This window comes from Stenotrophomonas sp. 85239_Sma (genome assembly GCF_056481725.1).
The window spans coordinates 2,703,460-2,715,559 of record NZ_CM151163.1 but is presented as its reverse complement, the minus strand read 5'-3'; the positions used below and the strand labels follow the sequence as shown (position 1 = coordinate 2,715,559).

Genomic DNA, 12,100 nt, shown 5'->3' with positions numbered 1-12,100 from the left:
ATGAAGCGTGTCGACCAAGGTCGGCACCTACCGCAACAGGGGCTTTCAGCCGACCTTCGAAGGACCGGTGCGCCAGCGGCTGGGGACCAGGCCGAAGCGCTTGCGGAACGCGGCTGCGAAATTGCTGGGATGGCGGTAACCGCTGGCGGCGGCGGCCTGTTCAACCGTCCAGCCATCCTCGCGCAGGCCCTGTTCGGCATGGCGCATGCGCTGCTCGTGCAGGTAGTCGAATACGGAGCTTCCATACTGCTGGGCAAAATGGCGGCGCAATGAGCTGGGACTCATGCAGGCCAGCTGGGCCAGCTCGACCAGGCTGTGCGCATGGCTGGGGTCGTCATGCAGGTAGCTGCGCACCCGTTCCAGGCGCTCGCGCTGGCCGGCGCGCAGCGCGCGCACCTGGTCGGTCTGCAGATCTTCGGCCTGCAGGCCGAGGGCCAGCAACTGCAGCGCGACGCCTTCGCGCCACAAGGCGTCGATGCCGTCCTGCCATGGGCTGTCGAACAACTGGCCCAGCACCGGCAGCATGGCGTGGGGAATGGCCCAGTGGCGGCATTCCAGGTGCGTGTCAAGCGCGTTTTCCAGCTGTGGCATCTGGAAGACATCCGCCTCGATTCCACTTGGCACGATCACGCTGACCCCGCGCAGGCGGGTTTCGCCGGGATGCGCGCCGGTCATCTCGATCTGGTCGCGATGATGGGCGGTCATCGCGGTGCCGGCGCGCAACGTGAATCCTCCGCGCCGCGGGACGCGCACGTCGACCTGGCCCTGCAGCATCACGCGGATGGCGAGCCCGGGACGCTGCTGCGCGGTGGCCACATAGGGGAACCGGTTATGCACGTCGGAGGCGATCAGGCTCATGCCACCGCGCATGAACTGCTCGTTGACTTCGCCGCAGCCGGCCCACTGGTCGTCGCGCAGGTGTTCCGGATCGGCGCGGTAGTCGAAGCCGTGGCGGTGGCCGAAGCGGCGGTAATCGGCAAAGGTGAAGTATCGGGACATCGCTCGGCATGTACAGGAGGGAGGCGCTGGCGGCCATGGGCCCATGCGCTGCCGTGTAACGGGCAGCCTGGGAGGCCGGTAACGCGCCAGGTGGGAAGGAATGTGTCGAAGAAACTGGAAACGTTTCCCATTGTCGCTGCGAATCATTCGCATGGCATTTGAATACGGTCAAACCGATTGGTCATTACGGCCAAGTTGACGGGGGTGCGGAACATACGCCAGCGTTTTGGCGATATATCCGTACGGAATTCCATACATAAACTTCGGTTGAGGTTTCATTGCTGGAACGATCCTCCGCGGACAGGCCGTGGGCCAGCTCGTCACAGCGGCCGGCGTAAGGTGATTGATTGGCGGCCACGCGCCGCATCGATACCCCACCGATGGAGAATGCAGATGATTGATTACCAGTTGACCGGCAAGACCGCGATCGTGACCGGCGGCGTGTCGGGCATCGGCCTGGCCGTGGCGCAGACGCTGGCCGCGTCCGGTGCCCGTATTTCGGTCTGGGACCTCAAGCAGGATGCGGTGGATGTCACCGTGGCGCAGTTGCACCGCACCGGTGCACAGGCCATCGGCATCGCGCTGGACGTGACCGACGACGTGGCGGTGGAGGCAGCGGTGCAGCGCACGGTGAAAGAACTGGGCGGTGTGCATATCGCGGTCAACAACGCTGGTATCAGTGGCCCGGCGGCCAGCAGCGGTGACTATCCAATCGAGGGTTGGCAGCGCGTGATCGATGTCAACCTGACCAGCGTGTTCCTGTGCCAGCGTGCGCAGATCCAGGCGATGAAGGCGGCCGGAACAGGCGGCAGCATCATCAACATGGCCTCGATCCTGGGCCAGGTGGGCTATGCCGGTTCCACTGCGTACGTGGCGGCCAAGCACGGCGTGGTCGGGCTGACCCAGACCGCTGCCTGGGAACATGCTGCAGATGGCATCCGGGTCAACGCAGTGGGCCCGGGCTTCATCAGCACGCCACTGCTGGAGAAAATGGACCCGAAGGTGCGCGCGACGCTGGAAGGGCGGCATGCGCTGAAGCGGCTGGGCACGGCCGAGGAAGTGGCGGCATTGGTGGCCTGGCTGGCGAGCGACGACGCCTCTTTCGCGACCGGCACCTACTACGCGATCGATGGTGGTTATCTGGCGCAGTGATGCGCTGATTGCCGATGGCGCCGGGCATGGCCCGGCGCTACCGGGTGAACGGACCGTGGTGCCACCTTCACCCCCGTCCCACGCCGTGCACGCAACGCTCCGGGAAAATCCCGGAGCCTGCCCATGGAACTCACCCAGGATGTCTCGATCCTGCTGCGCGTAGCCGCAGCGATGTTGTTTGGCGGCGTGCTCGGCGTCGAGCGCGAAATGGGCAAGCATGCTGCCGGCCTGCGCACGCACATGCTGATCGCCGGAGCGGCTGCGCTGATCGTCGGCCTCGGCGACTCGGTGGCCGAACATTTCCAGCAGGAGCGTTACCGCGATCTGCTGCAGGTCGATCCGGTACGCCTGATCGAAGCGGTGGTGGCCTGCGTGGGCTTCGTGGCCGCCGGCACCATCCTGCGCGGTTCACGCGAGGACCAGGTCAGCGGATTGACCACCGCAAGCTCGCTGATCATGGCGGCGGCCATCGGCATCGCCGTGGGTATCGGCAAATACATGATTGCGATCGGGGTGAGCGTGCTGTGCGTGCTGGTGCTGGCAGTGATGCGGCGGCTGGAGAAGCGGATCTCGTAGGAAGTGCGGAGTTGCCGGGCAGCGACCGGCACTACCACTGCCATGCATAATGGTCGGACCAATATGGCAACTAGCCCTATGGTCTAATAGGCGCTTCGCCGGAGCGGCGGTTAAATCCGCTCCACGTGGTTCGATGATTCCGATTATTGGTACGACCAATAAGTATCGACCACGGCGACCCACCGCCTGCGGTGGAGCACATCCCGCCCCAGTCGAGAGCCTTCATGCAGCCCTGGCAACACCTGTACGACCCCGCCGGCAACCTGTGGTTGTCCAGCCTGATCGCGCTGTTGCCGATCGCGTTCTTCTTCGTTGCCCTGGCCGTGCTGCGCATGAAGGGCTGGCTCGCCGGCACGATTACCGTGGCCATCGCGCTGGGCGTGGCCCTGCTGTTCTACCGCATGCCGTTGAGCCAGGCGCTGGGCGCGGCCGGCTTCGGCTTCGTCTACGGCCTGTGGCCGATCGCCTGGATCATCATCGGCGCGGTGTTCCTCTACAAAGTCTCGGTCAAGACCGGTCAGTTCGACATCATCCGCGCATCGATCCTGTCGGTCACCGAAGACCAGCGCCTGCAGATGCTGATGGTTGGTTTCGCCTTCGGTGCCTTCCTGGAGGGCGCGGCCGGTTTCGGTGCGCCGGTGGCGATTACCGCGGCGCTGCTGGTCGGGTTGGGCTTCAAGCCGCTGTATGCCGCCGGCCTGTGCCTGATCGTCAACACCGCGCCGGTGGCGTTCGGTGCGATGGGCATTCCGATCATCGTGGCCGGGCAGGTTACCGGCCTGGACGCGTTCGAGATCGGCCAGATGGCCGGCCGCCAGCTGCCGTTCCTGACCCTCATCGTGCTGTTCTGGATCATGGCGATCATGGATGGCTGGCGCGGCATCAAGGAAACCTGGCCGGCGGTGCTGGTGGCCGGCGGCTCCTTCGCCATCGCGCAGTACCTGACCTCCAACTTCATCGGTCCGGAGCTGCCGGACATCACTGCGTCGCTGGCATCACTGGTCTGCCTGACCCTGTTCCTGCGCCGCTGGAAGCCGGTGCGGATCTTCCGCTTCGACACCGAAACCAGCGCCGAGGCGGCGGCACAGGCACTGGAGGCACCGCGCTACAGCGTCGGCCAGATCGCCAAGGCATGGTCGCCGTTCCTGATCCTTACCGCGATGGTCACGCTGTGGAGCATCAAGCCGTTCAAGTCGCTGTTCGCGGCAGGTGGCCCGCTGGAAAGCTGGGTGCTGAAGCTCCCGGTGCCGGGCCTGGACCAGATGGTGCAGAAGATGCCGCCGATCGTGGACGCGCCGCTCAGCTATGAGGCGGTCTATAAATTCGACTGGTTCTCGGCCACCGGTACCTCGATCATCCTCGCCGCGGTGATCGCCATCATCGCGCTTCGCATGCCGGCCCGTTCGGCGTTGCAGACCTTCGGCGAAACCGTGCGTGAGCTGCGCATGCCGATCTACTCGATCGGCATGGTGCTCGCCTTTGCCTTCATCGCCAACTATTCGGGCCTGTCGGCGACGCTGGCGCTGGCACTGGCGCACACCGGCGACGCGTTCCCGTTCTTCTCGCCGTTCCTGGGCTGGCTGGGCGTGTTCCTGACCGGCTCGGACACCTCGTCCAACGCCTTGTTCTCGGCGCTGCAGGCCACCACCGCGCAGCAGATCGGGGTGTCCGACGTGCTGCTGGTGGCGGCCAATACCACCGGTGGCGTTACTGGCAAGATGATCTCACCGCAGTCGATCGCCATTGCCTGCGCCGCGGTCGGCCTGGCCGGCAAGGAATCGGACCTGTTCCGCTTCACCGTCAAGCACAGCCTGATCTTCACCACGATGGTCGGCCTGATCACGCTGGCGCAGGCCTACTGGCTGACCTGGATGATTCCCTGAGCCATGCCGCGCGGTCTGACCCTCTGTTGCGCGCTTCAGGCCACAATGGCGCCATGAGCACGCAACGTATTTCGGACAAGGTGGCCGCGCAGCTGCGCGGCCTGGTGCAGGAACAGCGGCTGCAGCCGGGTGACCGGCTGCCGGCCGAGCGCACCCTGGCAGTGCAGTTGGGGGTCTCGCGCACGGCGCTGCGCGAGGCCATCGCGCAGCTGTCCAGCCAGGGGCTGCTGACTGCACGGGTTGGTGGCGGCACCTACGTGGCCGAACCCGCGGCGCGCGCGCGGCAGGCGCTGGATGAACCGCTGGCGCCCTACCTGCCGCTGTTCCAGGGCGACCCCGAATACCGCTTCGACGTGCTGGAGATCCGCCACGCACTGGAAGGTGCCACCGCCTGGCATGCGGCGCTGCGCGCCACCGATGAGGATCGCACGCGTATCGCCCAGGCCTTCCAGACCATGATGGACGCGCACGGCAAGGACGATCCCACCGGCGAGGCCGAGGCCGACGCGGCCTTCCACCTGTCCATCGCCGAGGCCTCGCACAACCTGGTGCTGCTGCAGGTGATGCGCGGCCTGTTCGACCTGCTGCAGACCAACATCTCGCAGAGCCGTGAAAAGCTCTACACCTCGGCGAGGACCTTCTCGCCGCTGTCCGACCAGCACCGCGAGATGATGGACGCGGTGCTGGCCGGCGACCCCGAACGCGCACGCGCCGCCGCGCACGCCCACCTCGAGTTCGTGCATACCACGCTGCGCACCCTCGATGACAACGAAGCCCGGCGTGCGCGGGCCTCGCGTCTACCTTCCCCACACGGTTGACCCCATGATCATCTCCGCCTCCACCGATTACCGTGCTGCGGCCGAACGCCGGCTGCCGCCGTTCCTGTTCCACTACATCGATGGCGGCGCGTATGCCGAGCACACGCTGAAGCGCAACGTTTCCGACCTGTCCGACATCGCGCTGCGCCAGCGCATCCTGCGCAACATGTCCGACCTGAGCCTGGAAACCAAGCTGTTCGGCGAAACGCTGGCGATGCCGGTGGCGCTGGCGCCGGTCGGCCTGACCGGCATGTATGCACGGCGCGGTGAAGTACAGGCGGCGCGCGCCGCTGACAGCCGCGGAATCCCGTTCACCCTGTCCACGGTGTCGGTGTGCCCGATCGAGGAAGTGGCGCCGGCCATCCAGCGGCCGATGTGGTTCCAGCTGTACGTGCTGCGCGATCGTGGCTTCATGCGCAACGCGCTGGAGCGGGCACAGGCCGCGGGCGTGACCACCCTGGTGTTCACCGTGGACATGCCGGTGCCGGGCGCGCGCTACCGCGACGCGCACTCGGGCATGAGCGGACCGAATGCCTCGCTGCGCCGCATCGGCCAGGCCATCACCCACCCGCGCTGGGCGTGGGACGTCGGTCTGTCCGGCCGCCCGCACGACCTGGGCAACATTTCCACCTACCGGGGCAACCCGACCGGGCTGGAGGATTACATCGGCTGGCTGGGCAGCAACTTCGATCCGTCCATTTCCTGGAAGGACCTGGAGTGGATCCGCGAATTCTGGAAGGGCCCGATGGTGATCAAGGGCATCCTCGACCCGGATGACGCACGCGACGCGGTCAAGTTCGGCGCCGACGGCATTGTGGTCTCCAACCACGGTGGCCGCCAGCTGGATGGCGTGCTGTCCACCGCGCGCGCACTGCCGGCGATTGCCGATGCGGTGCAGGGCGATCTGAAAATTCTCGCCGATTCGGGCATCCGTACCGGCCTGGACGTGGTGCGCATGCTGGCGCTGGGTGCCGACACCGTGCTGCTGGGCCGTGCTTTCGTCTATGCACTGGCCGCGCAGGGCGAGGCCGGCGTGGCCAACCTGCTGGACCTGATCGCAAAGGAGATGCGCGTGGCGATGACACTGACCGGTGCGCACCGCATCGCCGACATCGGCCGCGATTCGCTGGCCAGCCTGCCGTGAGTGGCCACGATGCCATGCTGGCGCAGTTGCGCGATGCGGTCGGCGGCCGCCATGTACTGACCGGTGACAAGGCCACCCGCCGTTTCCGCCGTGGCTACCGCTTCGGCGACGGTCCGGTGCTGGCGGTGGTACGCCCGGGTACCTTGCTGGAACTGTGGCATGTGCTGCAGGCAGCGGTGCAGGGCGGGGCGGCGATCATCCTGCAGGGGGCCAACACCGGCCTGACCGGTGGCTCGACCCCGGATGGCAACGACTATGGGCGTCCGATCGTGCTGGTCAGCACGCTGCGCCTGACCGGGATCCAGCTGTTGAACGAGGGCCGGCAGGTGCTGTGCCTGCCCGGCGCGACGCTGGACCGGCTGGAGCAGACGCTGGCGCCACTGGGCCGCGAACCGCATTCGGTGATCGGCTCGTCCTGCATCGGCGCCTCGGTGCTGGGCGGCATCTGCAACAACTCCGGTGGCGCGCTGGTGCGTCGCGGCCCGGCCTACACCGAGCTGGCACTGTATGCACAGGTCGATGCGCTGGGCCAGCTGCAGCTGGTCAACCATCTGGGCATCGCGCTGGGCGATACGCCCGAGCAGATACTGCAGCGCCTGCAGGCGGGCGACTACTGCGCCGCTGACGTGGGTGACGGTGACGGCCGTGCCGCCTCCGATCCGCGCTACGCCGAGGAAGTGCGCCGGATCGATGCCGATACGCCGGCGCGCTTCAACGCCGATCCCAGCCGCCACTTCGAAGCTGCAGGTTCGGCCGGCAAGCTGGCGGTGTTCGCGGTGCGCCTGGATACCTTCGAAAAGGAGGCCGCCGAGGTCTTCTATATCGGCAGCAACCGCACCGACAGCCTCACCGCGATCCGGCGCCAGCTGTTGGCCGGCTTCGAGCGCCTGCCGATTGCCGGTGAGTACATCCACCGCGATGCCTATGACATCGGCGAGCGCTACGGCAAGGACAGCTTCCTGCTGATCGATCGCCTCGGCACCGCACGCGTGCCCGCCGCGTTCGCCTTGAAGAGCCGGGTCGACGGCTGGTTCGAGCGGCTGGGCCTGCGCGGGGTGACCGATCGGGTGATGCAGCTGCTGACCGGCCTGTTGCCGTCGCACCTGCCCAAACGCATGGGCGAGTTCCGCCAGCGCTACGAACATCACCTGTTGCTGAAGGTGTCCGCGCAGGATGCAGCGGACACCGAGGCCTGGCTGCGCGGCTTCTTCGCCACGAACGAGGGCGGCTATTTCCACTGCACGGCGGACGAAGGGCGCAAGGCCTTCCTGCATCGCTTCGCCGTGGCCGGCGCCGCGGTGCGCTACCGCGAGGTACACCGCGACCAGGCGCAGGACATCGTGGCGCTGGACATCGCCCTGCGCCGTGATGACGCCGACTGGTTCGAGCAGTTGCCGGCCGATATCGATGGCCGGCTGCTGCACAAGCTGTACTACGGGCACTTCCTGTGCCATGTGTTCCACCAGGACTACATCGCGCGCAAGGGCGAAGACCCGATGGCGATCGAGCACGCGATGTGGGCGCTGCTGGACCAGCGAGGCGCCGAGTATCCGGCCGAGCACAACGTCGGCCACCTGTACCCGGCCAAGCCGGCGCTGGCCGGGTTCTACAAGCAGCTGGACCCGAGCAATACGTTCAATCCCGGTATCGGCCAGACGTCGAAGGCGAAGGGGTGGGGCAGCTGCGACTGCAGTGGGCATTGACGAAGGAAAGAGCAATCGAGCCTGGCGCGACTCCGCAGAGGCGATGTCGGGCAGGCTCGACGCCGCCCGGGCAGCGGTTACCATCGGAATCCCATACGCAGGAGCCGCCCATGCCCACCCTCGTTGCCCGCACGACCGTGTGTGCCGTACTGCTGGCCGCCCCGATGCTGGCGCTGGCGCAGGGCTCGATCCTGCCGCAGCAGCGTGACGCTGCGGGCAACGTGATGGAGCCGTTGGGGCAGGTGCTGCAGCAGAGCGGGCAGGGCGAGGCACGCATGCAGTACTGCACTGTCGATCGTGCCTGGTGCGTGCGTGTGCAGCCGGTGGCCGAGGACGGCGATCGGCCGACGACGCTGGAAGTCGCTGAACGGGAGGCCGGCGAAAGCGAGGCGCACGTCTACCACGTCAGCATCGACGTGCCACAGGAAAGCGAGCTGTCGCTGTGGCCGTGGATCGTGCGTCTGGCGCCTGGCGTGGGCAGCGATGAGGCAGTGAGTGACCCGCGGCAGCGTGCCCGCCAGAACGTGCTGGTGGGCGGCATCGTCAAGTCCAGCGCGATGTACTCCGGTGGGGGTGCCGACGCGTCCACACTGCAGCTGGCGCGCGTGCGTCACCTGCAGGATGACATCCAGGTGGACGATGACGTGCTGACCCTGCCATGGCGGGGCAACGCGATGATCCGCGCCTGCTTCAGCGAACAGGACATGAAGCAGCGCGCAGGCGCCTGCCACGACGAATATGGGTTCTCTGCGAAGCTGGCGCTGGATACGGCCGCCGGGGGCATGCCGGTGCTGCGCTACCAGACGGTGGCGACGCGGTTCCCGGCCGGTGCCTCACGCTTCGAGGATTCTCTGGCCAAGGGGCCGCTGAAGAAGAAGGACCTGCGCACCGAGCAGGACCCGGCGTGCAGCTATACCCGCCTGTTCCGCTTCAGCAATGGGGTGTTCCACCCGGACCAGGAACTGCCGGATTGTGCGGGGTATACCGAACCCTGATCCCTGTAGAGTCAAGCCGTGCCCGACTCGCCTTTTCGGTAGAGCCGAGCGTGGGCTCGGCACTACAAAAACTGCGGGGCGCTTACTCGCAGCGGGTGGCGGTGATGATGTTGTCCTTGTCCACGTACACGCGCAGGCGGTCGTGGCGGATGTCCCGGGTGGTGATGGTGTTGGGGCCGATCGGGTTGACCAGGCCGGCGCCGCTCTCGCTGGACAGGCGGCGGATGTTGGGTTCATTGGCCGGCTGGCCGATCGCCCAGCCCAGCTGGCTGGCATCGCACTGGCCGGTGCCCTTGACCTGCGGGCCTGGGGTGCTGACACAGGCCGACAGCAGCAGGGCAGAGGCCGGCAGCAACAGGGACAGACGGAAGGCGGACATGCGAGCGCTCCTGCGCAGGGGAAGATGGCGGGAACGATAGCACCAGGCGCGCGAAAGGCGTCAGCGTCCTGGTCATTGCCGGCAAAGCGTGGTCACTGCATAGTGGGAGGGTTGACTGGCAGCGCGCCAGCGGGCAGGCCGGGCCATTCCGGTGCAGGCGTTGGTACGGTATGACGGCAGGCAGTTTCCGCGACAAGGGCAGGGTGATGACGGTACTGGCAGTGTCGGTGCTGGGCGTGGCGTGTGCCGCCACCGCCGCCGAGCCGGTGCCCGCCGCCGCTGCGGAAACGCCGGTGTTCGGCGCCTGGCGCAACCTGCAGACCGAGGCCGGCTACGCGCCGGCCCAGCGCAACCTGGCCTTCGCGATGCTGCCGCAGGCTGCGACCCGTGGCGATCGATTCGCCGTTGTCGACCGTGAGGGCAAGCGCGTGGTGTGCTGCCTGCAGGTGGCCAGCCCGTCGCTGGGCGTGGCCGCGCTGCGCGAGCAGTACCACCTGCCGCAGGCCTGGGTGACCGACCTGAGTAATGGCCGCAGCCCGGCGCGTCCTTATCTGCCGCATGTCTATGCGATGCAGCGGGTGGACGAACTGGCCGACTATGGCTTCACCGATGTGCCGGGCGCCTACAGCGACCTGGGTGGGCTGCTGATTCCCGAAGGCGCCGCCCTGGAGGCCGACGGCAGTGCCGTCCTGCTGGGCGAAAACCGATATTCCCTGCATTTCCAGCGCCAGCCGCACGCCGATGACGATGGTGCGCTGGACCGCTACACCCTGCAGGGCGGCGACGGCGGGGCCCCGTTCGTGGTTGAAGTGCCGTTCGGCACTTACTGATTGCAGCACGGCACTGGCTAGAATGCAGCGCGGCGCCGTCTGCCGTGCCTGTTCCGTGAGTCGCTGCCGTGTTCCTGCGCCCCTTGCTGCTGTCGTCCCTGCTGCTATTGTCCGCCTGCGCCAGCGCGCCGCCTCCGCCGCCGGCCACTTCCGATGCGCTGTGGCGCCTGATCGAGCGTGACTGCAAGGCGGCAGGAGGCCCGCGGGGCAGCTGCCTGCGGGTGGACACGGGCGCCGACCGCCGCGACGTGCTGGTCAAGGATGCGCACGGCGACTACCAGTTCCTGCTGATGCCGCTGGACAAGGTCAGTGGCATCGAGAGCCACGGCCTGTACCAGCGTGGGGCGCCCAACTATTTCGCGGCCGCCTGGCAGGCGCGCGGGCATACCGAACAGGCCCTGGGCCAGCCGTTGCCGCGCAACGTGGCCAGCCTGGCGCTGAATTCGCCGCATGGCCGCTCGCAGCACCAGCTGCATATCCATGTCGACTGCCTGCGCGCGGATGTGCTGCAGGCGCTGGATGCACATGCCGGTGCGCTTGGTCCGCGCTGGTCACCGTTGCCGGTACCACTGCGCGGGCATCAGTACCAGGCCTATCTGCTGCCGGGTGCAGCGCTCACCGCCAATCCGCTCAACCTGCTGGCCTACGGCCTGAGCGGGGTGGGCGACGTGGGCCAGTGGAGCCTGGTGGTGGCCGGACGCGATGACGTGCAGGGTGTCCCCGGCTTCATCCTGCTGGCCACCCGCGTGGATGCCGCCAGCGGCAACGATGCCAGCGGGGAGGAACTGCAGGACCACGCCTGCACGGCACTGACCGGTGCCGGTGCGGCACTGGAACGGGTGCGTTAGCCGATCCGCTGCTGGCAGCTGCGCCAGGCCGGCGCTGTAAGCGCCAGCAACTGGCGGTCATGCCATCCCTGTGCGTCCAGATGGTAGTCGCGCAGGATCCCCTCGCGGATGAATCCATGGGCCTGCAGCGCCTGCGCAAACGGGGTGGTGCAGCCTGGTGGCAGCAGCACGAAAACGCGGTGCAGGCCGACATCGTCGAACAGGAACGGGCACAGCGCCCTCAGTGCCGCCTGCGGATGGGCGTGCCGGTGCTGCAGCGATTGCAGCTCGGCGCAGCGCGAATGCAGCGACTGCAGGCGGATATGCAGCTGGTCGTGCAGGACGCCCTGTGCGTCGTCGAACACGCCCAGCACCAGCAGGTCGTTGTCTTCCTGGAGGCGTGAACGATAGACGCTGGCGAGGAACCGCGCCTCTTCATCAATGCCATGGGGATGCCGCTGGCCGCGCTGGCGACGGTCGTCGAAGGCGCGCCAGCGTGGCAGGTCGGTGCGCTGGAACGAACGCAGGGTGATGGGCGTGGCCTGGAGGTGCAGCAAGTGGCGGCGCAGGACGGGGCGTAGCGAAGCGAAGGGGGTGGAAGGGGCGCTGTTGGTCATCCCGGCACGATGCGCATCGCGGAGGCGCCAGGCCATGCAATTCATTGCAAAAAACGTGGCGGTGCCGGGAATGGGTCTGATTCAGTTCAGGCATAACGCCATCAGGGCTGGTCATTTCCGTTGAAACCACCCATTCAGGACACTTTCGTTACGGGATCGTTATGTGCCGCACAGGCA

Annotated in this window: 12 protein-coding genes; 9 read left to right on the top strand and 3 right to left on the bottom strand. The window is 67.1% G+C overall.

Annotated elements, in window-relative coordinates; translation table 11 throughout:
• Positions 1-45 precede the first annotated feature (45 nt).
• A complete protein-coding gene (locus ACYKG1_RS12700) occupies positions 46-999 on the bottom strand; it encodes a helix-turn-helix transcriptional regulator (protein ID WP_478470665.1) in 954 nt (317 codons plus the stop codon).
• Positions 1,000-1,392: 393 nt separating this feature from the next.
• On the opposite strand from ACYKG1_RS12700, the gene ACYKG1_RS12695 reads away from it, so the two are divergent.
• The 7 genes from ACYKG1_RS12695 (at position 1,393) to ACYKG1_RS12665 (ending at position 9,270) form a co-directional block, all read left to right on the top strand.
• A complete protein-coding gene (locus ACYKG1_RS12695) occupies positions 1,393-2,151 on the top strand; it encodes an SDR family NAD(P)-dependent oxidoreductase (RefSeq protein WP_478472748.1) in 759 nt (252 codons plus the stop codon).
• A gap of 123 nt (positions 2,152-2,274) precedes the next feature.
• Positions 2,275-2,727 carry an MgtC/SapB family protein gene (locus ACYKG1_RS12690; protein ID WP_100473111.1) on the top strand — a complete coding sequence of 151 codons (453 nt, stop codon included), beginning with the start codon at positions 2,275-2,277 and terminating at the stop codon, positions 2,725-2,727.
• A 224-nt stretch (positions 2,728-2,951) separates the two neighbouring features.
• Complete coding sequence (gene lldP / locus ACYKG1_RS12685) at positions 2,952-4,610, top strand: L-lactate permease (protein ID WP_478470664.1); 1,659 nt, start codon at positions 2,952-2,954, stop codon at positions 4,608-4,610.
• A 53-nt stretch (positions 4,611-4,663) separates the two neighbouring features.
• A complete protein-coding gene (gene lldR, locus ACYKG1_RS12680) occupies positions 4,664-5,428 on the top strand; it encodes a transcriptional regulator LldR (protein ID WP_100473106.1) in 765 nt (254 codons plus the stop codon).
• Between the two features lie 4 nt (positions 5,429-5,432).
• Positions 5,433-6,572, top strand: coding sequence for an FMN-dependent L-lactate dehydrogenase LldD (lldD, locus tag ACYKG1_RS12675; protein ID WP_262084370.1), 1,140 nt, complete (start codon positions 5,433-5,435; stop codon positions 6,570-6,572).
• The gene (gene dld / locus ACYKG1_RS12670) at positions 6,569-8,275 is read left to right on the top strand and encodes a D-lactate dehydrogenase (protein WP_478470663.1); all 1,707 of its coding nucleotides are present in this window, start codon (positions 6,569-6,571) and stop codon (positions 8,273-8,275) included. Before lldD ends, dld begins: the two co-directional genes overlap by 4 nt.
• Positions 8,276-8,385: 110 nt before the next feature.
• Entirely contained in the window at positions 8,386-9,270 is an 885-nt protein-coding gene (locus tag ACYKG1_RS12665) for a hypothetical protein (RefSeq protein WP_478470662.1), read from the top strand.
• A gap of 82 nt (positions 9,271-9,352) precedes the next feature.
• Here ACYKG1_RS12665 and ACYKG1_RS12660 read toward each other — a convergent pair whose 3' ends face one another.
• On the bottom strand, positions 9,353-9,649 hold the full coding sequence (locus ACYKG1_RS12660; protein ID WP_087922875.1) for a hypothetical protein: 297 nt from the start codon (positions 9,647-9,649) through the stop codon (positions 9,353-9,355).
• A gap of 170 nt (positions 9,650-9,819) precedes the next feature.
• On the opposite strand from ACYKG1_RS12660, the gene ACYKG1_RS12655 reads away from it, so the two are divergent.
• Positions 9,820-10,479 carry a decarboxylase gene (locus tag ACYKG1_RS12655; RefSeq protein ID WP_262084366.1) on the top strand — a complete coding sequence of 220 codons (660 nt, stop codon included), beginning with the start codon at positions 9,820-9,822 and terminating at the stop codon, positions 10,477-10,479.
• A 68-nt stretch (positions 10,480-10,547) separates the two neighbouring features.
• Positions 10,548-11,327 carry a CDP-diacylglycerol diphosphatase gene (locus ACYKG1_RS12650; protein ID WP_478470661.1) on the top strand — a complete coding sequence of 260 codons (780 nt, stop codon included), beginning with the start codon at positions 10,548-10,550 and terminating at the stop codon, positions 11,325-11,327.
• Here the strand turns inward: ACYKG1_RS12650 and ACYKG1_RS12645 are convergent.
• Positions 11,324-11,959, bottom strand: coding sequence for a GNAT family N-acetyltransferase (locus tag ACYKG1_RS12645; RefSeq protein WP_100473087.1), 636 nt, complete (start codon positions 11,957-11,959; stop codon positions 11,324-11,326). The genes ACYKG1_RS12650 and ACYKG1_RS12645 overlap by 4 nt on opposite strands.
• Positions 11,960-12,100 lie beyond the last annotated feature (141 nt).

Bases quoted from the DNA above. Each gene is read 5' to 3' on its own strand.
- ACYKG1_RS12700 (WP_478470665.1), bottom strand. From the start codon at position 999: ATGTCCCGATACTTCACCTTTGCCGATTACCGCCGCTTCGGCCACCGC.
- ACYKG1_RS12695 (WP_478472748.1), top strand. From the start codon at position 1,393: ATGATTGATTACCAGTTGACCGGCAAGACCGCGATCGTGACCGGCGGC.
- ACYKG1_RS12690 (WP_100473111.1), top strand. From the start codon at position 2,275: ATGGAACTCACCCAGGATGTCTCGATCCTGCTGCGCGTAGCCGCAGCG.
- lldP (WP_478470664.1), top strand. From the start codon at position 2,952: ATGCAGCCCTGGCAACACCTGTACGACCCCGCCGGCAACCTGTGGTTG.
- lldR (WP_100473106.1), top strand. From the start codon at position 4,664: ATGAGCACGCAACGTATTTCGGACAAGGTGGCCGCGCAGCTGCGCGGC.
- lldD (WP_262084370.1), top strand. From the start codon at position 5,433: ATGATCATCTCCGCCTCCACCGATTACCGTGCTGCGGCCGAACGCCGG.
- ACYKG1_RS12665 (WP_478470662.1), top strand. From the start codon at position 8,386: ATGCCCACCCTCGTTGCCCGCACGACCGTGTGTGCCGTACTGCTGGCC.
- ACYKG1_RS12660 (WP_087922875.1), bottom strand. From the start codon at position 9,649: ATGTCCGCCTTCCGTCTGTCCCTGTTGCTGCCGGCCTCTGCCCTGCTG.
- ACYKG1_RS12655 (WP_262084366.1), top strand. From the start codon at position 9,820: ATGACGGCAGGCAGTTTCCGCGACAAGGGCAGGGTGATGACGGTACTG.
- ACYKG1_RS12645 (WP_100473087.1), bottom strand. From the start codon at position 11,959: ATGGCCTGGCGCCTCCGCGATGCGCATCGTGCCGGGATGACCAACAGC.